Origin of the sequence: Enterobacillus tribolii (assembly GCF_003363015.1) — a bacterium.
GTDB lineage: Bacteria > Pseudomonadota > Gammaproteobacteria > Enterobacterales > Enterobacteriaceae > Enterobacillus > Enterobacillus tribolii.
Map to the genome: position 1 here is coordinate 149252 of NZ_QRAP01000001.1, position 21818 is coordinate 171069.

Below are 21818 nucleotides of genomic sequence, written 5' to 3' on the forward strand. Positions count from 1 at the left end.
TTATTTTGAAGAAAATTCTTGTATTAACATCCAGATTTCCATTTCCTGTTATTGGTGGTGATCGCCTTCGTATATATCAAATGTGTAAAGCGCTCTCAGAACATTATGAGCTACATTTATTGAGTTTAAGCGACAGTAAGAAAAATTGTGTTGATAACAATGATAGGGTCTTTAGTCACGTTGAGACTGTTTACTTGCCAAAGTGGAAATCTTATCTGAATGTTATACTATCTCTAATTTCATTTTCTAAGAAACCAATGCAATTAGCTTATTATTCATCATCTGATTATAAAAATAAAATAAGACGTATGATAAACGACTATGATGCGGTCTTTTGTCATCTAGTCCGGACAAGTGATAGCATTCCAGATTTTGATGGAATAAAAATAATCGATATGACTGATGCTATATCATTAAATTACTCTCGAGTAAAATTAAAGTCAAACAAGGGATTACTTGATCATATATATAGCTTAGAGTATAAAAAACTTCATGAATATGAAAAAATGATGCCTAAAAAATTTGATGTAGTATGCCTGATTTCACAAGTAGATAGTGATTATTTGTTTGAGAATAATACTCCCTCTAATGTTGTTATTGCATCCAATGGTGTTGAATTTGATAGATTTCCCGTATCCAATGTACCATCTAAAGATTTAGTCTTTATTGGTAATATGCTGTCTGTTCAAAATATTGATGCGGCCCAATGGTTTATTGATCATGTATTGCCCAAACTTGAGCAACATGGTGACTTTCGATTTAAAATCATCGGAAGAATTTCTGAGTCAATGAAACTAAAATTCAATTCTTATAAGGGTGTATATGCTACTGGGGAGGTAGACTGTGTTTCATCTCATGCCCAACCAGCATTAGCAGGGATATGTTCTGTCAGATTAGGAGCTGGGGTTCAGAATAAAGTTCTGGAGTATATGGCCTTAGGTATTCCTGCTATTGTCTCGTCTGTAGGGGCTGAAGGAATACCAGCTCGACCTGGAGTAGATTTTATAGTAGTGGATACTCCAGACGAGTATGTGAATAGCATAATAAAGCTAAATGATAGTAGTGAGTTATTTAATACACTATCTAAAAATGGTCGTAAATTTGTAGAAAACAATCAGTCTTGGTCTTCCAGTTTAACTCCGTTCCTTAGTAAAATTGATATGTTAATCGTTAAGTAAAGTGAACAAAATGAATATTATACCAGTGATTATGGCCGGTGGGTCTGGTAGTCGTTTGTGGCCTTTATCAAGAGACTCATTTCCAAAGCAGTTTTTATCTATTGATGGTTCTGGGTCTAGTATGTTAGAAAATACACTAGACAGACTACATTCTGAGTCTATTAGTAATCCAATTGTTATATGCAATGAGTCTCATCGATTTATTGTGGCTGAGCAGTTAAGAAAAAAGAACAAATTAGAGCAAAATATTATTTTAGAACCATCAGGACGCAATACAGCTCCTGCTGTTGCTTTAGCCGCGCTCCATTGCCTGAAAACTAGTAATGGTAACGATCCTTTGATGTTGGTTTTGGCAGCAGACCATGTAATTCTCAAAGAAGACATTTTTCTTGATGCTGTCATGATGGGTACCAAATATGCTGCAGATAAACATCTTGTTACTTTTGGTATCGTTCCCGATTCTCCTGAAACTGGATACGGATACATTAAATCTGGAATGGCGAAAGGAGATAATGTTTTTGAAATTGAGCGCTTTATTGAAAAACCAAATCGAATAAGTGCAGAGTGTTATTTGAATGAAGGCGGCTACTATTGGAACAGTGGCATGTTTTTATTTCAAGCATCTTCTTATTTAAACGAGCTTAAAGAATACCGGCCTGATATATACGATTGTTGTTTAAAAGCATATGAAACGTCAAATAATGATTCTGACTTTTTGCGCGTTGGCTGTGATGAGTTTCTACATTGTCCTGCAGAATCTATTGACTATGCTGTTATGGAAAAAACAAAAAATGGTCTAGTCATCCCTATGAGTGTTGGTTGGAGCGATGTTGGTTCTTGGTCATCTTTATGGGATATTCAAGATAAAGATGAACATAACAATGTCCGCCATGGTGATGTAATTACTTTAAATTCAAACAATAACTATATTTTTTCAAGTAATGCTTTGGTTACAACAATTGGTGTTGAGAATTTAGTTATTGTGCAAACAGAAGATGCTGTTCTTGTTGCTGAGCAAAGCAATGTACAACGAGTGAAAGATATTGTAAATACACTAAAGATCAATGAAAGGCGTGAGTTTAAAACACATAAGACGCTTTTTAGACCTTGGGGGACAATTTCTGCGTTATCAGATGGTAATGGCTATTCCGTTAAGAAACTTCACATTCGCCCTGGAGAGGGAATGTCAATGCAAGTTCATTATAATAGAAGTGAGCATTGGATAGTTCTGTCTGGTACTGCTCGTGTGATTGTTGGTGGAGAGGAGAAACTTTTAACAACAAATCATGCTATCAATATTGACGTTGGTATCCCACATACAATAGAAAATCCAGGGAGAATTATGCTTGAAATGATCGAGATCCAAACTGGGTCTTACATTCAAGATGATGACGTTATTCGCTTAAATGATCGTTATGGAAGATAGTAATGACTAAATTAACCTGTTTTAAAGCTTATGATATCCGTGGAAAATTGGGAGAAGAGCTAAATGAAGATATTGCTTATCGAATTGGTAGAGCTTTTGGGGAGTATATAAGACCGGAAAAAGTTGTTGTAGGAGGAGATGTTCGTCTTACTAGCAAAGCACTAAAGATAGCTTTAAGTAATGGTTTACGCGACGCTGGTGTTGATATATTAGATATAGGGTTATCGGGTACTGAAGAAATTTATTTTGCTACATCATATCTTATGTGTGATGGTGGTATTGAAGTTACTGCTAGTCATAACCCAATAAATTACAATGGAATGAAACTTGTTCGGGAGTCTTCCAAGCCAATCAGTGGCGACTCTGGATTAAGAGATATTCAGAGACTTGCTGAGGAAAATAATTTCGCTCCTATTGCTTGTGAAGATTTGCGTGGGAAATATGAGGAGGTATCTATAATAGAGCCTTATGTGGATCATTTGCTCTCTTATATTTCTTTGCCTAGACTTTCTCCTTTGAAGTTGGTTATTAATAGTGGTAATGGTGCAGCTGGTCATGTTATTGATGAAATTGAGCGTCGTTTCAAGATATTAAATATTCCTATTGAACTGATAAAGATCCACAATAACCCTGATGGTAGCTTTCCCAACGGGATTCCTAACCCACTGTTACCAGAATGTCGTTCTGATACTCAACATGCAGTTATTGAGCATAAGGCCGATATGGGGATTGCCTTTGATGGAGATTTCGACCGTTGCTTTTTATTTGATGAGCATGGTAATTTCATTGAGGGTTACTATATTGTTGGGCTTCTTGCTGAATCTTTTTTACAGAAAAATCCTGGTTCTAAAATAATTCATGACCCTAGGCTTTGTTGGAATACTGTTGATATCGTCTCGAATACAGGTGGTGTTGCTATACAGTCAAAGACTGGTCATGCCTTTATTAAGGAAAGAATGAGACAAGAAGATGCTGTATATGGTGGTGAGATGAGTGCTCATCATTATTTTAGAGATTTCTTCTATTGCGATAGTGGTATGATTCCGTGGTTACTTGTCACTGAGTTACTAAGCATAAAAAGGCAGAAGTTGAGTGTATTGGTGAATGATCGAATTGCCGCATATCCTTCGTCAGGGGAGATTAATTGTCATTTAACTGAACCTTCACGGTCTATTAGTAAAATTCTTAAAATGTATGAGGAAGATGCTTTAGTAAAAGATTTTACTGATGGAATTAGTTTGGAATTTTCTAAATGGCGATTTAATTTGAGAACTTCCAATACAGAGCCTGTAGTCCGCTTAAATGTAGAAACAAAAGGAGATAGAAAATTAATGGAGGATAAAACCCGTGAGATATTAGATATATTACGGCAGGAATGATTTATATATGAGCAATTTAAAAGCCATTATCCCTGTGGCAGGGTTAGGGATGAAAATGTTACCTGCTACAAAGGCGATTCCTAAAGAAATGCTTCCAATAGTAGATAAACCGCTAATTCAATTAATAGTTGATGAGTGTGTTCATGCTGGTATAAAAGAAATTATTTTGGTTACTAATTCATCTAAAAATACTATTGAGAACCATTTTGATACTTCATATGAATTAGAGGCTCTACTTGAGGCTAGAGTTAAGAGACAGCTTTTAGAAGAAATTCAATCTATTTGTCCCCGTAACATAACAATTACGAGTGTTCGACAGCATAAACAATTGGGGCTAGGCCACGCTATTTTATGTGCAAAATCGCTAGTTGGAGATAATCCTTTTGTAGTCTTGTTGCCAGATATTTTACTTGATAGTTCAACATACGATTCTCGAAGTCAGAACCTGGCTGCGATGATTCAACGTTTTAGAGAGAATGGTCGTAGTCAGGTTTTGGTACAACCTAAAAATATTGAAGATCTTTCCGAATATTCTGTCGTTAATTGTGATGTTGAAAATCTGAAGGCTGGACAAACAGCACGAATGATTTCGATTATTGAAAAACCCGATGATGCAAAGGTTTATCGCTCTAATCTCTCAGCTGTTGGTCGTTATATGCTTTCTGCATCAATTTGGCCTATTTTAGCTGCAACAGGATTTGGGGCCTGGGAGCGTATCCAACTTTCTGATGCAATATCTACATTATTGCAACATTTGCCAGTAGAAGTTTATCATCTTGTCGGTACTGCATATGATTGTGGTGAAAAATTAGGTTACGCTGAAGCATTTGTAGCTGGAGGAGTATCTCACCCAGTGCAAGGGAAATTTTTTAGGGAGTGGTTGCTTAAAAAACAGAAAACATTATAGTCTGTGATCCTGTATATGTAGTAATGTTTTATATCTTATGTATTTACGGCTATTTCTGGTTTTTATAATTGCGTGCATGGTATTATAACATGTACGCATGTTTCACTTTCTATTAAATCTAGTATTATAATTATGTATATAATGTAGATAGGCTTGTGTTGATTATGTGTTCTAATCACTAGTTATTGGCGTCAATATGGATTGATTTTAACTCTTTTATTATTTATAAATATGAGATGAACATTATGGGGCGTAATTATTTTATAGATAATGCTAAAGGGTTGCTTATCTTTTTTGTTGTATTTGGGCATCTATTAGAAAGAACATTAACGTGGGATAGTAGTGTTGGGAAAGTATTACTATCAGTAATTTACTCCTTTCACATGCCCGCTTTTATTTTATTGGCTGGGATGACTTTTTCTACAAAGAATATTGTTGATAAAATTATTAATGTTGCTGTGATTTTTATTTTATTCCAGTTATTTCATACAATCCCTATGTCATTGTTTTATGGTGTAGGTAAATTAATGCTATTTCCATACTGGACATTATGGTTTCTAGTAAGTCTTGTTTGGTGGTATATAATAGTTTTTTTTATCGAGAAATGTCGATTTAACCTGAATGTATGTATAACAATTTCCGTCATAATGGCATTGTTAGTACATTTTTCTGTTCGTGATATCAGCATTTTTAGTTTCCATCGGACGATACATTTTTTGCCATTTTTTTTAATAGGATATAAATTAGGTAGGAATTGGACTCCGAAATATAAAATATCCTCTTTGTTTTTTATTTTTTCGGTTATTTTGGTGTCAATAATGTTTCTATATCTACATGCCGATAAATATATTCTTTTTGGCAGCTATTTTTTTGAGATTTCGAATGGTAATATATTAATATCGATATTTTTTTATTTTATAAGTGCGATTTGTGTTTATACCCTTATTATGATCATTCCGAATAAAAAGACATTGCTTTCAGATATAGGGATTGGATGTATGTCAGTTTATTTACTTCATTCATTTCTAATAGAACTAGGCGGTCAGCAAATGCTTAATAAGTTATTTTCTGGATATGGAGATGCTGTGTTTTTATTGGTGGTAATTGCATTTTCATTGATTATAACGAAAGTTCTATCAAGTCATTATATTGATGGTGTTATAAGGATGGTATCTAGGGGGATAGTGAAAAATGTAGTAATGACAAAATGGAATTAGTTCAGGTTAAATGCGACTAGATGATTTAAAGTAAAAAATCTCACATAGTGAGAAGTTATTGAGCATTCTCTTGGACTATCTAACAATGTTGTAGATAGGATGAAAAGCTGAAATAACCATGTATAATTAACTATTATATGAGTAAAATATTTGGTTCTTTCCCCTAAAAAAGGCAAACTATGAAAATCGCAATTAGCGGAACCGGCTATGTCGGCCTTTCTAACGGAATCTTGATTTCTCAACATCATGAAGTTGTCGCACTGGATATCATCCAGGACAAAGTTGATCTTCTGAACAAGAAAGTTTCTCCTATCTCCGATCCCGAAATTGAAGATTATCTGCAAAACAAGCAACTGAACTTCCGAGCCACCACCAACAAACAAGAAGCCTACCTCGGCGCCGACTACGTCATCATCGCCACCCCGACCGACTACGATCCCAAAACCAACTACTTCAACACCTCATCCGTTGAATCAGTCATTAAGGACGTCATCGCCATCAACCCCAACGCGGTGATGGTCATCAAGTCCACGATCCCGGTTGGCTTCACCCAGCAGGTGAAGGAAAAATACGGCTCCGAAAACATCATCTTCTCACCGGAGTTCCTGCGCGAGGGCAGAGCGTTGTACGACAACCTGCACCCCTCCCGCATCGTTATCGGCGAGCGCTCCGAGCGCGCCAAAGTCTTTGCTGACCTGCTGGTCGAAGGCGCCATCAAAAAAGACATCCCGGTGCTGTTCACCGACTCCACCGAAGCCGAAGCCATCAAGCTGTTCGCCAACACCTACCTGGCGATGCGCGTGGCCTATTTCAACGAACTGGACAGCTACGCTGAGGCGCTGGGTCTGAACACGCGTCAAATCATCGACGGCGTCTGCCTGGATCCGCGCATCGGCAATCATTACAACAACCCGTCATTCGGCTACGGCGGTTATTGCCTGCCCAAAGACACCAAGCAACTGCTGGCGAACTACCAGTCGGTGCCGAATAACCTGATTTCCGCCATCGTTGAAACCAACCGCACGCGTAAAGATTTCATCGCGGACTCCATCCTCAGCCGCAATCCGAAGGTGGTCGGCGTGTACCGCCTGATCATGAAGAGCGGTTCCGACAACTTCCGTGCGTCCTCCATTCAGGGTATCATGAAGCGCATCAAGGCGAAGGGTGTCAAAGTCGTGATATATGAGCCGGTGATGAAAGAGGATGAGTTCTTCCATTCACGGGTAATGCGCGACCTGGAAGAGTTCAAAAAGGTCTCTGACGTCATCGTCTCTAACCGCATGTCGCCGGAGCTGGACGACGTAATCGACAAGGTCTATACCCGCGACCTGTTCGGCAGCGACTGATTCATATCAGTTATGAGATAAGGCCCGCTCGCGGGCCTTTCTGCTATTGTCTTGAAAATAGGCAATACATTCCTCTCCTTCCCGCCTATCGCATCAATCGCTATCCACTTCCCGTAAAGCTGAGTTAACATAGTCGCCACACATGTCCTGTGGGCGACTCAATGCCCGCATGTATCATCCCTCAGACAGGAGTTTCTAATGTCCAAACAACAGATCGGCGTTGTCGGTATGGCTGTGATGGGGCGCAACCTGGCGCTGAACATTGAAAGCCGCGGTTACACCGTTTCCATCTTTAACCGTTCCAAAGACAAAACCGACGAAGTGGTTGCCGAGAATCCCGGCAAGAAACTGGTGCCTTACTACTCTGTGCAGGAATTTGTTGAGTCGCTGGAGAAACCGCGCCGCATCCTGCTGATGGTGAAGGCGGGTGAGGGTACGGACAAGACCATTGAATCCCTGAAGCCGTATCTGGAGAAGGGCGATATCCTGATCGACGGCGGTAACACCTTCTTCCAGGACACCATCCGCCGCAACCGTGAACTTTCTGCCGAAGGCTTTAACTTTATCGGCACCGGCGTTTCCGGCGGCGAAGAGGGCGCGCTGAAAGGGCCTTCCATCATGCCTGGCGGTCAGAAGCACGCCTATGAGCTGGTTGCGCCGATCCTGAAGAAAATCGCCGCTGTGGCTGAAGACGGCGAAGCCTGCGTGACCTACATCGGTCCGGACGGCGCCGGCCATTACGTCAAGATGGTGCATAACGGCATTGAATACGGCGATATGCAGCTGATTGCCGAAGCGTACTCTCTGCTGAAGCACTCCCTGAACCTGAGCAACGACGAGCTGGCCAGCACCTTCGGCGAGTGGAACAAGGGCGAACTGAGCAGCTACCTGATTGAAATCACCGCCGACATCTTTAAGAAGAAAGATGAGGCCGGTAAGTATCTGGTCGACGTCATTCTGGACGAAGCCGCCAACAAAGGCACCGGCAAGTGGACCAGCCAAAGCTCGCTGGATCTCGGCATTCCGCTGACGCTGATCACCGAGTCCGTTTTCGCCCGCTACCTTTCTTCACTGAAAGATCAGCGCGTTGCCGCTTCTAAAGTGCTGACCGGACCGCAGGTGAAAACCTTCAGCGGCGACAAAGCCGAGTTCATCGAGAAAGTCCGCCGCGCGCTGTACCTGGGCAAAATCGTTTCTTATGCGCAGGGCTTCCAGCAGCTTAAGTCCGCTTCTGACGAGTACAACTGGGATCTGCAGTACGGTGAAATCGCGCGCATCTTCCGCGCCGGTTGCATCATTCGCGCGCAGTTCCTGCAAAAAATCACCGACGCTTATGCAGAAAACGCGAATATCGCCAACCTGCTGCTGGCGCCATACTTCAAGAAGATTGCCGACGACTACCAGCAGGCGCTGCGTGACGTGGTGAGCTACGCCGTACAGAACGGCATCCCGACCCCGACGTTCTCGGCTGCGATCTCCTATTACGACAGCTACCGCTCCGCGGTGCTGCCGGCGAACCTGATCCAGGCGCAGCGTGACTACTTCGGCGCGCATACCTACAAGCGCACTGACAAGGACGGCGTGTTCCACACCGAGTGGCTGGAAGACTAATCCTGTTTTTGGTCTACAATTCCGGGTACGTGATGCGTGCCCGGATTTTTTTTGCCTGTAGCGCCGCTAATTGCACAATTTATCAGCGAATCCTCACGCTTATTCACGATTCAGCTCGTTTTTGTCATGTTGTCAGCCAGATAAACTGGGTAAGATAAGGGAAGCGACATCCAGGATCTTTTACTTCAGCAAAGGTATCAATATGGAAAATGTGAATAAGCCGACTTTCCAGAACGTATTGGAGTTTGTGCGTATGTTCCGCCGGAAGAATAAACTGCAACGTGAGATTACGGATAACGAGAAGAAAATCCGTGACAACCAGAAGCGCGTGTTGCTGCTGGACAACCTGAGTGAGTACATCAAGCCGGGTATGAGCATTGAAGACATTCAGGCCATTATTGCGGACATGCGCGGCAACTATGAGGACCGCGTGGATGATTACATCATCAAGAACGCCGACCTCTCCAAGGAACGTCGCGAGCTGTCCAAAAAGCTGAAAGCGATGGGCGAGAGCAACAGCTCCGCCAAATAATCCCTTCTCAGGCAGTATTGTTACACCGGCGGACGCGATATGTGCGCCCGCCGTGTTTTGTATATCCTGTCTCAGCCCCCTCCACGCCGCGTTATCGGCCCGAATCCGCTTCGATGAATCTGACGACCGAATCCAGATCGCAGGACGGAATGACCTGTGTCGCAATCTGTTTGGCTTCCCGGATGCCGTGCTCGGGGACATAGCTCCGATCGGCATGCTTCAGCATGGACAAATCATTGTAGTTATCGCCGAAGGCAACCACTTCGTCCACATCGAGGCAGGCTCTGAGCGTGTTAATCGCCGAGTGCTTGGACGTTGTATCGCTGAGGATATTCATGAAGTAAATGTCCTCCCGGTCATGATAAACATCCCGGTTCAACAGGCAGTGTGCTCCCTGAAGCGTGCTGATGGTTTGCTGTAACTGTTTTAGCCGGGCATCCTCATCGTACAGGACATAGTAAAGCGGAAGATAACCTTCGGGCAGGCACGAAAAATGATCAATCCTGAAGATATTATCCTTTAAAAACGGCCTCTTTCTTTCAATAAAGCGCCGACTCAGTGCGTTTCGCGCCGCGGTATAGAACAGCGCGTATTCATTGCCTTTGATGCAGTAGAGGAAGCCGTCCTGATCGGTATTTTCAAGAATCGCCGAAACGTGAATGATGAGATCCCTGGACAGGGATACAACATTAACCACCTCATTTTTCATCATATCAAACGTTAACAACCCGTCGCTCAACACGGCCGGGCAAGTAAACCTGGCTTCGCCAAGCAGCATTTTTACGGAGCTTAACGTTCTGCCGGTTGCGCAGGTAAACAACACCCCTGACTCTGAGAAACGATTAATCGCATCGAGGGAATAGGGCGAGATCTTGCCTTTGCTGTTAAGCAGCGTTCCGTCCAGGTCGCTGATATAAAGCGTTCTTTTCATCTTAGTCATCGGCGTCATCCGTCATTGATCATTGATAGAACCGTCTTGGCAAGTTTCGCCGCTGTATGTATACACCTTTATTGCTCCTGCAAACCTCTCAGCGCTGTAGCCCCGGTTTCCTGCCTGAGTCAGGTATTGTATGATACATATATGTATTTTCATCTGACAAGACGCTTATGGACACAGGACGCTACATCAAAGAGAACTTCCGTTTTAATGATGACACCGGTATTTCGATGTACTCTCAACTGGCCTCCTTTATCCGGCATCAGGTCCGGCTCGGCGTATTCAACGTGAATGACAAAATAGTGACTGAAAATGAGCTATGCGACATTCTGAAAATCAGCAGAACTACCGTCCGGTTAGCCATGAATGAGCTTCTGGAAGAAGGACTGATCGTACGCCAGCGGGGCAAAGGCTCGTTTGTCGCAGATAAGAAAATCAACCGCAAGCTGAACTCGCTGTATAATTTTTCCGACAGCATGCGCGAGCAGGGAATTAAACCCCATTCGGTGGTGCTGCAGGCTGCCGTTGTTGAAGCGGATGAGATGGCGGCCCAAAAGCTGAACCTCCCTGAAGGGCAACGGAAAATATTTCTGCTTAAACGCGTGCGCTATGGCGATGACACGGCTTTACTCCTTGAAACCACGGCGATCCCCTATAACCTTTGCCAGGGCATAGAACAGTACGACTTTGAAGTCAGGTCGTTGTACGATGTGCTGAAAAACCAGTTCGGCCTGAATATCACCCATGCCACGGAACGTATTGATGCCATTATCATTAATAAGTCGGCGGCTCACCATTTACAGTGCCCTGAAAAAGTCATGGCAGGGTATCAGATAGAACGTGTTTCCTTCCTCGAAAGCGGTTTTGTTTTTGAATACACAACTTCCGTGACCCGTGCGGATAAATGCAGCTTTAAGATCGATCTGTTTAATACCAATCAGTTCAAATCGCGCATTGATTTTTCCCGTCAGTTAAAACGTTAGGGCCATCCAGGCCCTTTCTTGTTGTTACTCACTTCAGCAACACCTCAGCGCGTATTTATACGCTGAATGACGTACCCGCATTGTTACTCATTTCCTGTATCAATCGCGCAAAACGTCTGATCTGGATCAACCCTGATGACTCACGTTTCATTGCATATTATGTATCATACAAATATAACAATTAACAAGTCAAAGGAATTACATGATGAAACCGAATAAAAAAGCCGCTGAAATGACTCCCGCTGAGCTCGGTCAATACATCGATCAATCTGTACTGAAACCGGGGTTCACGTTACAGGAGGTACGTAAATACATTCAGGAAGGGATTGATTACCAATGTAAAACCGTATGCATTAACCCGGCCTATCTGGACGTTGCGCGTGAGATGTGCAAGGAAACGGGCACCGGTATTTGCGTGGTGTGTGATTTCCCTTTTGGCACGTCGTCAACCGCGTCTAAGGTTGCGCAGGCAGAAATCATCTGTAGCCAGGGCGATGTAGACGATCTGGATATCGTCGCCAACTACGGCTTTATCCGCAGCGGCCTGTGGGATGCGTTTGAACAGGATATCAGGGCGGTGGTCAATGTTGCCCATCGTTATGGTTCGTTGGTTAAAGTTATTTTTGAAACCGATGCGCTGACGACGGAGCAGGTTGCTCAGGCAACGGAATATGCCTGCCGCGCCGGAGTTGACTTCGTTAAGACCTCAACCGGCTTTTTTACCGGCGCAGAGAGCAAGGGCGCAACGCCTGAAATCATTGCCGTAATGATGACGGCGGCGCAAGGGCGCTGTAAGGTCAAAGGCTCCGGCTGCATCCGTACCCGCGAACATTTCCTGCAACTGATTGACATGGGTATCGACCGCATGGGGATCGGCTACCGCTCCACCGCAGAAGTGCTCGGCCTGAGCCCCCAAAGCCGCGTTGCTGATTCCTGACCTGATTAACTTCTTGCCCGGATGACATCATGAGCCGGTTGGACGAACTGAAAATATGCGACGGCTGCAGCCGATACCGGCAACATGGAATCTGTCAGGTAATTTGCCCGCAGGGCAGCCATAATACCGGCTGCGGCCTGATGTGTTTAAACCGCGGCATGGCGCATTTCCGCCCATGTTTTGCGCATGACGTTGAGTACGGTTTTCAACTGAGAGATGTTTAAGGCGCCGAAGCCAAAAAACAGGGCTGAACGGCTGAAGGCGGCTTTCCATGCGGTTTCCGAACCGTTTGCCAGTTCCGCCATCGTGTCAAACCGTACCCCCGCCTGCAGGCAACGCTGACGAAACTGCGCAACGACCGAGTGAGAATGCGGCATGAGCAACGTCAGGTGTAGCCCGGCGGATGTTCCCCAGATTTCACTGTCCGGGAAAATGGCAGCCAGGCCTTGCGCTAATAACCGCTGGCGGGCCTCATACTCGCAGGTCAGCTTACTGATATGAGCGTAAAAAAGCTGCTTTTGCATCAGTTCGGCAAGGAACTGCTGCAATAGCCACAGGCTGCCGTTGTTACTGAGCGCTTTCAGGTTTTGCACGGCGCTCAGCAGCGCATCAGGGCAGATCAGGTAACCCAGTCGTGCCCCCGGACCGAGGCTTTTGGAAAATGTCCCCATATAAATAACGCGGTCCTGGCTGTCCATGGCTTTAAGCGCAGGCAGGGGGTTATCGGCGTAGTTAAAAACGGCGTCGTAATCATCTTCAATAATATAAGAGCCGGCGCGTTGCGCCCATTGCAACAAAACTTCACGGCGCTCAAGCGACAGCGTACTGCCCATCGGATACTGATGGGCGGCAGTAACATAACAGAGCTGAACCGGCATTTCCGGTAGGTCATCAACGCGCAGCCCCTGGTTATCAACCGCAACGGCGGTTATTTGCGCGCCATAATAATTAAAAAGATGCCATGCGCCGGAATAACAGGGAGATTCCGTAACAATATGACATTTTTGCTGACAGGCATGTTGTCGGTGCAATATAAATAGTTGCCCTAATAAAGATAGTCCTTCCTGAATGCCATTAGTAATAATGATATTTTCCGCAGGAGTATTGATCCCGCGTGAGAAATGAAGATAGCGGGCCAGCTCTTTGCGTAATGATAATAATCCGCAAGGCGAGTGATAGCGCGTTATTAATTGCTCTTTGAGTACGGAAGATGAATTATTCCATCTGCGCCAGCTTGACCAGGGAAAAGCGTGGGGGTCGGGAACGCCAAGCAAACAGTAATATTCTGTGCCGGCCTCGCGCCAGACATCCGCGGGGCGTTCAGCCGGGCTGACCCGGAGCGGCTCCGGCCCTTCGGTTGGCAGTAAAGGCCGGGCAACAGGCTTTATCTGCCGGGTGAAAATGACCTCATAGCCTATGCCGGGGCGGCTTTTAATATATCCGCCGGTGGTAAGTTTTTCATATGCCATGACGACGGTAATCCGCGCTGTCCGCAACTGATGGGCAAGCTGGCGGATGGACGGCAGTTTATCGCCGCAAAGAAGATCGCCTTCCGCTATTGCCTGGTAATAATGTTGAAATATCTGAATGTATAAGGGTATTTCACTCTGTTTATTCAGGAGAAGCGTTCCCATCAACATTATCCTTTCATTCGTTGTTTTCACCGAATATACCGGACGTCGGATGCCCCGGCGTTGACTCCCCGCAATAGATAACCGGTGTATCTATTAATCGAAAGGCGTGTCTCTATTGTGACTCAGACGCATCGGTTAATGTGCGTTGATTAGCATTGGATGGGACAGTAAAAAATGGCGTTAATTAAACGGCATGCATTATGGTGGGCGGTCGCCGGCGGGGTAATTACGGCTATAGTCATTCTGGGCGCATGGCAGGGCGTTCATTATACCAGCAGCACGGAATTTTGTTTGTCATGTCATTCCATGAATACCGCAGGAAAAGAATACCAGCAAAGTATCCATTTTAAAAACGCCTCCGGTGTTCGCGCCGAGTGCCGTGATTGCCACATTCCGCCCGGCGCCATTCCAATGTTGGTACGTAAAACCCAGGCGCTTAACGATCTGTACCGCACGTTTATTTCACCTTCGATTGATACCCCCGAAAAGTTTGCAGAAAAACGGGCCGAACTGGCGCAGCGCGAATGGAAGCGCATGAGCGACAGCGCATCGGCGACGTGTAAATCCTGCCATCGCTATGAGGCGATGGATCATGCCAGGCAGTCTCCCAATGCGGCGGCGCAGATGACGGCGGCCGCGGCTAAAAACAGCAACTGCATTGATTGTCACAAAGGCATTGCGCATCGCATGCCCGATATGAGCAGTGGTTTTCGCGATGAATTCAAAAGACTGGTGAGGCAAAGCGCGCCGCCGGTCGTGGGTAAAACGCTCTTTACGCTGACGGAAAAATCGATTTATGCCGGGCCGGACGGGGCTAAAGGCCGGGCCATGCTGATGCCGGCGACGGAGGTTCGTGTTCTGAGCCGGGAGGGAGATAACGTGCGGGTGGAGATTGTGGGCTGGCGTGAGAGTGCCGGGCGTGGGCGGGTCATTACGCAGTATCCCGGCAAACGCGTGTTTTCCGCCGTTCTGGATGAATCCCTGATGCAGGGGGTAAAAGTGCTGAAAACTCAGGTCGATCCGGATTCACACCAGGAGTGGCAGCAGATAAGCGTGCCGGTCTGGAGTCGCGGCGACGGCTTTATCAGCGACATCAGGCCTGTCTGGCAATACGCGGGGCAGATGCTGCAAAGCACCTGCAGCGCCTGCCACGGTGTGCCTGCGACAACCCGTTATAGCGCAAATGGTTGGATCGCCGGACTGAAGGCGATGTCGACCTACTACCGCTTAAGCAACGAAGAAGAACGCATTTTGCTTAAGTACCTCCAGACCCATGCCAGCGATGTGCCGCAAACAGAAAATAATAAGTGAGGAAATATGAAGGATAAGCAGCAGATTAACCTTTCCAGGCGACGGTTTGTTACCGGCATGATGGCGATGGGAACCGTCAGCATGCTTTCTCCCGGACCTCTCATCCCGAAAGTGTGGGCTGCGGGTGAAAGTACGGAACGTTGGGTCCAGTCCGGCTCTCACTTTGGCGCGTTTGAAGCGAAAGTGGTGAACGGTGAGTGGGTTGATACCCGTCCCTTCAGGCATGATAAATACCCGTGCGATATGCTGCAGGCCGTACGGGAAATCGTCTATAACCCTTCACGCGCCCGCTATCCGATGGTGCGTCTCGACTGGTTGCGCAAGCGGGAAAAATCAGACCGCAGCCAGCGGGGAGATAACCGCTTTGTGCGTGTCAGTTGGGATCAGGCATTAGATCTCGTTTATGCCGAGCTGGAGCGGGTACAGAAAACGCATGGTTCATCCGGCGTCTTTACGGGTCTTGCCGACTGGCAAATGGTGGGCAAGTATCACAAAGCGGGCGGCGCAATGGACAGAGGGTTGGGGCTGCACGGCAGTTATGTCACAACCGTCGGCGATTATTCCGCGGCTGCGGCTCAGGTTGTGTTGCCGCACGTGATCGGCTCGCTGGAAGTCTATGAACAGCAAACATCGTTACCGCTGGTGATAGAACATACGGATACGATCGTCCTGTGGGGCTGTGATCCGATTAAAAACTTACAGATTGAGTTTCTCATTCCCGATCACGTGCCTTTCGGTTACTGGCAGCAGATAAAAGAGAAGGCCGCTGCGGGCAAAATACGCATTATCAGCGTCGATCCGGTGCGCAGTAAAACACAAAACTACCTCAACGGCGAACAGTTGGCGTTACACCCGCAGACAGACGTGGCATTGCTGCTGGGGCTGGCTCATACGCTTTACGAAGAGAAGCTCTGTGATACGGCGTTCCTCAGGGATTATACCGTCGGTTTTGATGCATTTTTACCTTACCTGCTGGGCGACAAGGACAAGCAACCGAAAAATGCCGAATGGGCGGCGGAGATTTGCGGTTTGAGCGCTGACCAGATCCGCGGGTTTGCCCGTTTGCTGGTGAAAGGGCGCACGCAGATTATGGGCGGTTGGTGCGTACAGCGTATGCATCACGGTGAGCAGTACCCCTGGATGCTGGTCGTGCTGGCCAGCATGATTGGGCAGATCGGGCTGCCAGGCGGCGGCGTAGGATTTGGCTGGCACTATAACGGTGGCGGTACGGTGACGTCTAAAGGACCGGTATTGTCGGGGCTGGGCAGCATTAATAACCCGCCGCCTCCTGTCCATGCGGCGGATTTCCGCGGCGCTTCGGCGCATATCCCCGTTTCCCGCATGGTGGACTGCCTGCTGTCGCCGGGCAAAAAGCTTGCCTTTAACGGGGAAACGCTGACCTTCCCGGATATCAAAATGGCGATTTTCAGCGCGGCGAATCCGTTTCATGCCCAGCAAGACCGTAATCGGATGATTGAAGCCTGGAAGAAGCTGGAGACGGTTGTTGTCCTCGATCATCAGTGGACGGCCTCCTGTCGCTTCGCGGATATTGTCTTGCCGGTCACAACCCGCTTCGAGCGCAATGATATAGAGCAGTTTGGGACACACTCCAATAAAGGGCTGATGGCGATTCGTCAGATCGTTCCTCCGCAATTTGAAGCGCGTCACGATTTCGAGGTATTCGCCGGGCTTTGTAAACGTTTTGGCCGTGAGGAAGCGTACCGCGAAGGCCGCAATGAAATGCAGTGGATCCGGGCAATTTATGAAGAGGGGGCGAAGCAGGGGGCAATGAATGGCGTCGCCATGCCGGACTTTGACACATTCTGGAATGGCGATGGGTACATTGAGTTTCCGGCGGGCGAGCCCTGGGTTCGTCACGGCGATTTCCGGGAGGAGCCTGATTTAAATCCGCTGGGGACCCCTTCGGGGCTGATTGAAATTTACAGTAAAACGATAGCGGGGTTTAACTATGAGGATTGCCCCGGACATCCGGTGTGGATGGAACCGTTTGAGCTAAGAAAAACGGACGATAAGACGCAGAAATATCCGCTGCATTTGCAGTCATGTCATCCGGATAAACGCCTCCACTCGCAAATTTGCTCCAGTGAAGCCTGGCGCAAGACCTATGCCGTCGCTGAGCGTGAGCCGTTGTATATGAGTCAGAAAGATGCCGATGCGCGTGGATTGAAAGCGGGGGATGTCGCCCGGGTATTCAATTCCCGCGGGCAGATCCTTGCGGGCGTTGTCATCAGCGCAGACTATGCGCCGGGAGTGATTCGAATTCATGAGGGCGCATGGTACTCCCCGAAAGACGGGGGCAAAGCGGGAACGCTGTGTACCTATGGCGATCCTAACGTTTTGAGCGCGGATATCGGAACATCGCAACTGGCGCAGGGGCCATCAGCCCACAGCGTTCTGGTGGAGGTTGAACGTTACCGGGGAGAGTTGCCTGCCGTTACCGGGTTTGGCGGCCCGCATGAAGTGAAAGCGGAGGCGGATAATGCGGCCTGACGCTTTGTCACATAAGCGTGCTGTGGTGTATCAGTGGTTCTCGCAGTTGCTTTACCGGGAGCTGACCGATAAGCAACTGCAGACATTGTGTCACCGGGAACACGGCCAGTGGATGGCATCGCTGGCGGCGCTCCCCGGTTTGCCTGAAAACGTCGCCACGTTTGAACGCCGTCGCGAGTACGTTTTGGCCCGTAAGGCGCGTCAACAGGAGCTGGCGGCGGATTACGCCACGCTTTTTCTGATCGGGCCGCCGTCTGGCGTCTCACCTTATGAGGGGCACTATCCGCATACCTCGCCCGCCAGAGCGCGCCAGGATATGCGACGCCTGCTGGCGCAGCGTCAGCAGGCGCCAGGCAACAATGAGGAAGCCGACCATGTGGCAATTCAGTTGGCGCTGATGGCCCGGCTGATTGAGGACAACGCTGACCGGGAAACACAGCACCACTTCGTACATGCACATCTGATGAGCTGGCTACCGCTGTTCAGTGACTGCTGTGCAGAGCGTGATGAAACGGGATTCTATGCTGCGGCAGTGAAATTGATGACGAGCTTTGTTGCGCTGGATGAGGCGTGGCTGGTATGCGGCGATTAAAGGGATAAACCGGCTGGTGGGGGCCAGCTTTCGTTTGGCTGGGGTTTTTTGGATAAGGTCACATAACGTTATGATGTAAAATGGCTTTTCATTTGCGCATATCTGCGCATGGCTTGTTTTCGCTGCCACTAAAAAGCCCCACATTATGGGGCCATTCATCAAGGGAAAGACGGTTCATGTCTGATAGTATCGAGCCGTCTATAGTTCTCAGTAGCCAGGCACGAACTTAATGTATCTGAGTATGCTTGCCGTTCCATTTCCGTGACTTTGTAGGCACAGTGGTCTTTCTTGTATTTCTCCCAAGACGCTTGCTCAGCATCAAAAGCTGCCCTGTAATTGCTGCCGTAGTCATCCAGGGTTTTCCGGATTTCAATCAGCCGCACCTTCAGCTGCTGCTCGGAGTCCCCAACCATCTTATTAAGGCACTCACTTGCCCCCCAATATTCCAAAGATATCCCCTCACACACCGTGGGCTGAAGCTTTTCCAGATAGTTCACTGTTGGAATATCATCAGGTGCAGCAAGAGCCAGCGAGGCATTCCCTAATAAAACGAATGCAAGAATCTTTCTCATTTAGTTATCTTCCGTTCCTGTTCGAGTTCAAATACTCCACGCGGCGCCTGGAGCGCTCACGTTGCCCGCCTCGGTTCAGTTCTTCATTGTTTTGAATATAGTTTATGAAGTTATCAACATTATTTTCAGCCGCCGCCGGCATGGTCGAAAGCCCCCGGAAGCCATTATAAATAATATCAACCACAATATCCCTGATAGCTGGATTCAGTGATGCCCACTCAGTACGATTTTGAATATTTGCCGTCAGTGTGTTGTATACAGTTTCGGCGCGCCTTTCATAGTCTGGGTAGATTTGGTTGAACAGTGCGGCCTGCTGCTGTTCAGTTATTTCCCCAATACCCGCCCGATTCAATCGGACAAACTCCGTCAAGGGGCAGGGCCGGGTTTTGATCAGCAGGTAGGGTCCGGAACTGTCGGTAATCTTGAAGGATTTCTCGGTGGGTTTGATCTTGCGGATAGCGGTATCGGTTAATGCCATAGGTGGGGGTTCTATTTTCTCAACGAACCGTGAGGCTCCCGAGTAATCCCCCAAAAACTATGGATGTCAATAAACCCGGTAGACCTTCGCAGGCTAACCGGGTAAAGATAATTTCTTGTTTTTTAAACGTCTCCGGACTCGCTGGGATGTCCCGAAACTAAAATTTGGCTCCTCTGACTGGACTCGAACCAGTGACATACGGATTAACAGTCCGCCGTTCTACCGACTGAACTACAGAGGAATCGTTGGAACGAGGCGAATATTAGCGGGGCGCCTCAGGCTTGTAAAGAGCAAAATCTGATTATTGAATCGGTTGCTTATCAAAACATCAATCCGCTGATTTTTTTAGCAAATTAGCGCCTATAACAACTTTTTTAGTCACCAGGGAAATCTGAGGCGGGTAACCTTGCATAAAGTAAATTTGTTACCGTAAATCCGGTAACGGGATGCAGGGAAGGAAAAAAGTATGATGCTTGCTCAAAAAGCAGGAAATTCAGATAAGTGCTCCCGGATATATCATTTAGGATACATATAAATCCCCCTTTGTCACATGGAGAGCCGACGATGAGCAACTATCACGTTACCGTAGCAGATTATCCATCCAAACAGTTAGTCGGTATGAAAGTCCGTACCTCAATGAAAAACTCGCATCAGGATTGCCCGGCGCTGTGGCAGCATTTCGGGCCGCGCATCGGTGAACTGTTAGGAAACCGGGAAAGCTATGGTGTTTCCGTGATGATTAATGAGGAAGAGTTTTACTATTGGGCCGTCGTTGAGTGGGAGCCGCTGTCTCCGCTGCCGGAGGGCATGGAGCGAATCGATATTCCGGCAGGCAAATATGCAAAATGCACGGCGCCATCGCTGAATGAGTTGGCGGACGTTTATATGTATGTCTATGGTGGATGGCCGGAAAGTCAGGATGAATATACGTTCGACGAGAAAAAGGCCTGCATTGAGTTGTATCGTACCGGCTGGCAACCGGAGGATGCGCTTGACGTCTATATGCCGCTGAAGGCGAAGTGACGGAATAGCGTTAGCCCGCACAAGCCGGGCTTTCCCGGATGTATTAATCCATGCCGATGGTTTTCTCGCCAATTTAGCAGAAAACGCTACGCTGAATGAATCTGTCCCTTATTTTCAGGAGATTCATGCATGTGTCAGCAACACGCGAAGTCCCCTTTGTCTGGCATGGCCGCGTTGTTGGCGGCGTCTCCCCGTAACTGGGGACGTTGGGGCGATGATGATGAGGTTGGCGCGCTTAACTTTCTGGGCAATGCGGAGGTTCTGGCCGGCGTCGCCTGTATCCGCAGCGGCAAAGTGATTACCTGCGGCGAGCGGATTGGCAGCCCGGAGGGCGATCCAATCTGGCCGGGACGCGCTCAACCGCGCCGCTACAACACCCAGGACAAAAGCCACTACCAATCCGGCACTGCGATGCCGTTTGCGGGCGGTGCGGAATTCTCCGACGACAAGATCGACATGTTCCTTCAGGGCTCGACCCAATACGATGCCATTGGTCACGTCTGGTTTGACGATCAGATGTACAACGGCTATCCGGCCGGCGACAGCATCGGCGGAATGCGGCGCGGCTCGATTCTCCCTATCGCGGAGAAAGGCATCGCCGGGCGCGGCGTATTGCTGGACATGGCTGCCTGGAAAGGCAAGTTCGCGTTGGAAAAGGGCGACCTCTTGCACCTGGACGATATCCTTGGCGCCGCACAGCGTCAGGGCGTTGAGCTGCGTAAGCGTGACATCCTGTGCCTGCGAATTGGCTTTCTGCAACTGCGCTTTCGCCAACCGGCGGAGGAATTTTTCCGCGATTTTGTCGAACCGGGCCTGACTTACAGCCCGGAACTGGTGCAGTGGTTTTCCGACATGGAAATCGCCGCATTGTGCACCGACACCATCTCTAATGAGACACAGTACGATCCCGCGGTGGGGGTGGGCATTCCGCTGCATGGCGCTCTGCTGCGTAACCTGGGCATCAGCTTCAATGAACTGTGTAACTTTGAAAAACTTGCGGAGGATTGCCACAACGACGGGCAGTGGGATTTCCTCTATACGGCCGCGCCATTGAAGATTGTGGATGGCTGCGGCGCGCCGGTGAATGTGCTGGTGATTAAGTAAGGCGCGGGGATTATTGATATACAGAAAAGCGAAAAGCCCGCACAAGGCGGGCTTCTCAAAATTTGGCTCCTCTGACTGGACTCGAACCAGTGACATACGGATTAACAGTCCGCCGTTCTACCGACTGAACTACAGAGGGG

At 47.5% G+C, this 21818-nt stretch carries 18 protein-coding genes, 2 tRNA genes and 1 pseudogene; 15 read left to right on the plus strand and 6 right to left on the minus strand.

Going from position 1 to position 21818, the window contains the following annotated elements:
• Positions 1–5 precede the first annotated feature (5 nt).
• The 8 genes from C8D90_RS00615 (at position 6) to tmaR (ending at position 9596) form a co-directional block, all read left to right on the plus strand.
• A complete protein-coding gene (locus tag C8D90_RS00615; RefSeq protein WP_147291304.1) occupies positions 6–1178 on the plus strand; it encodes a glycosyltransferase family 4 protein in 1173 nt (390 codons plus the stop codon).
• Between the two features lies 1 nt (position 1179).
• A complete protein-coding gene (locus C8D90_RS00620; RefSeq protein ID WP_312026927.1) occupies positions 1180–2604 on the plus strand; it encodes a mannose-1-phosphate guanylyltransferase/mannose-6-phosphate isomerase in 1425 nt (474 codons plus the stop codon).
• Between the two features lie 2 nt (positions 2605–2606).
• Positions 2607–3983, plus strand: a complete 1377-nt coding sequence (gene cpsG / locus C8D90_RS00625; RefSeq protein ID WP_115456495.1) for a phosphomannomutase CpsG — start codon at positions 2607–2609, stop codon at positions 3981–3983.
• Positions 3984–3990: 7 nt separating this feature from the next.
• Positions 3991–4890 carry a sugar phosphate nucleotidyltransferase gene (locus C8D90_RS00630; protein ID WP_115456496.1) on the plus strand — a complete coding sequence of 300 codons (900 nt, stop codon included), beginning with the start codon at positions 3991–3993 and terminating at the stop codon, positions 4888–4890.
• A gap of 245 nt (positions 4891–5135) precedes the next feature.
• Positions 5136–6107: an acyltransferase family protein gene (locus C8D90_RS00635; protein ID WP_147291305.1), complete on the plus strand. Its 972-nt coding sequence runs from the start codon at positions 5136–5138 to the stop codon at positions 6105–6107.
• 179 nt (positions 6108–6286) lie between these two features.
• Positions 6287–7453, plus strand: a complete 1167-nt coding sequence (ugd, locus tag C8D90_RS00640; RefSeq protein WP_115456498.1) for a UDP-glucose 6-dehydrogenase — start codon at positions 6287–6289, stop codon at positions 7451–7453.
• Between the two features lie 198 nt (positions 7454–7651).
• Positions 7652–9064 (plus strand): NADP-dependent phosphogluconate dehydrogenase, encoded by a 1413-nt coding sequence (gene gndA / locus C8D90_RS00645; protein ID WP_115456499.1) that lies wholly within the window; start codon positions 7652–7654, stop codon positions 9062–9064.
• Between the two features lie 202 nt (positions 9065–9266).
• Positions 9267–9596: a PTS system regulator TmaR gene (gene tmaR / locus C8D90_RS00650; protein WP_115456500.1), complete on the plus strand. Its 330-nt coding sequence runs from the start codon at positions 9267–9269 to the stop codon at positions 9594–9596.
• A gap of 91 nt (positions 9597–9687) precedes the next feature.
• Here tmaR and C8D90_RS00655 read toward each other — a convergent pair whose 3' ends face one another.
• On the minus strand, positions 9688–10536 hold the full coding sequence (locus tag C8D90_RS00655; protein ID WP_162844335.1) for an HAD-IIB family hydrolase: 849 nt from the start codon (positions 10534–10536) through the stop codon (positions 9688–9690).
• 167 nt (positions 10537–10703) lie between these two features.
• Between C8D90_RS00655 and C8D90_RS00660 the strand changes: the two genes are divergently transcribed.
• Both C8D90_RS00660 and deoC read left to right on the plus strand, forming a co-directional pair.
• Positions 10704–11516 (plus strand): GntR family transcriptional regulator, encoded by an 813-nt coding sequence (locus C8D90_RS00660; RefSeq protein WP_115456502.1) that lies wholly within the window; start codon positions 10704–10706, stop codon positions 11514–11516.
• Positions 11517–11718: 202 nt separating this feature from the next.
• Entirely contained in the window at positions 11719–12453 is a 735-nt protein-coding gene (deoC, locus tag C8D90_RS00665) for a deoxyribose-phosphate aldolase (RefSeq protein WP_221810630.1), read from the plus strand.
• A 146-nt stretch (positions 12454–12599) separates the two neighbouring features.
• Here deoC and pdxR read toward each other — a convergent pair whose 3' ends face one another.
• Positions 12600–14087, minus strand: a complete 1488-nt coding sequence (gene pdxR / locus C8D90_RS00670; protein WP_115456504.1) for a MocR-like pyridoxine biosynthesis transcription factor PdxR — start codon at positions 14085–14087, stop codon at positions 12600–12602.
• Positions 14088–14261: 174 nt separating this feature from the next.
• Between pdxR and torC the strand changes: the two genes are divergently transcribed.
• Genes torC through torD form a run of 3 tightly spaced genes read left to right on the plus strand, consistent with a single transcriptional unit; the run spans position 14262 to position 18501 of the window.
• A complete protein-coding gene (torC, locus tag C8D90_RS00675) occupies positions 14262–15398 on the plus strand; it encodes a pentaheme c-type cytochrome TorC (protein ID WP_115456505.1) in 1137 nt (378 codons plus the stop codon).
• Between the two features lie 6 nt (positions 15399–15404).
• Complete coding sequence (torA, locus tag C8D90_RS00680; RefSeq protein WP_115456506.1) at positions 15405–17909, plus strand: trimethylamine-N-oxide reductase TorA; 2505 nt, start codon at positions 15405–15407, stop codon at positions 17907–17909.
• The gene (torD, locus tag C8D90_RS00685) at positions 17899–18501 is read left to right on the plus strand and encodes a molecular chaperone TorD (protein WP_115456507.1); all 603 of its coding nucleotides are present in this window, start codon (positions 17899–17901) and stop codon (positions 18499–18501) included. The genes torA and torD overlap by 11 nt, the downstream gene beginning before the upstream one ends.
• 158 nt (positions 18502–18659) lie before the next feature.
• Here the strand turns inward: torD and C8D90_RS00690 are convergent, their stop codons facing one another.
• The 3 genes and pseudogenes from C8D90_RS00690 to C8D90_RS00705 form a co-directional block, all read right to left on the minus strand.
• Positions 18660–19073: a lysozyme inhibitor LprI family protein gene (locus C8D90_RS00690; protein ID WP_115456508.1), complete on the minus strand. Its 414-nt coding sequence runs from the start codon at positions 19071–19073 to the stop codon at positions 18660–18662.
• Positions 19074–19458: 385 nt separating this feature from the next.
• Positions 19459–19551 (minus strand): annotated as a pseudogene (locus tag C8D90_RS00695) (Arm DNA-binding domain-containing protein); the annotation flags it as partial.
• Between the two features lie 165 nt (positions 19552–19716).
• Positions 19717–19792: transfer RNA gene (locus C8D90_RS00705), tRNA-Asn, on the minus strand.
• Positions 19793–20115: 323 nt separating this feature from the next.
• Here C8D90_RS00705 and C8D90_RS00710 point away from each other — a divergent pair.
• A complete protein-coding gene (locus C8D90_RS00710; protein ID WP_115456509.1) occupies positions 20116–20574 on the plus strand; it encodes a GyrI-like domain-containing protein in 459 nt (152 codons plus the stop codon).
• A gap of 129 nt (positions 20575–20703) precedes the next feature.
• The gene (locus C8D90_RS00715; RefSeq protein WP_115456510.1) at positions 20704–21678 is read left to right on the plus strand and encodes a cyclase family protein; all 975 of its coding nucleotides are present in this window, start codon (positions 20704–20706) and stop codon (positions 21676–21678) included.
• A 63-nt stretch (positions 21679–21741) separates the two neighbouring features.
• Here the strand turns inward: C8D90_RS00715 and C8D90_RS00720 are convergent.
• Positions 21742–21817 (minus strand) — tRNA-Asn (locus C8D90_RS00720).
• Between the last annotated feature and the right edge of the window lies 1 nt (position 21818).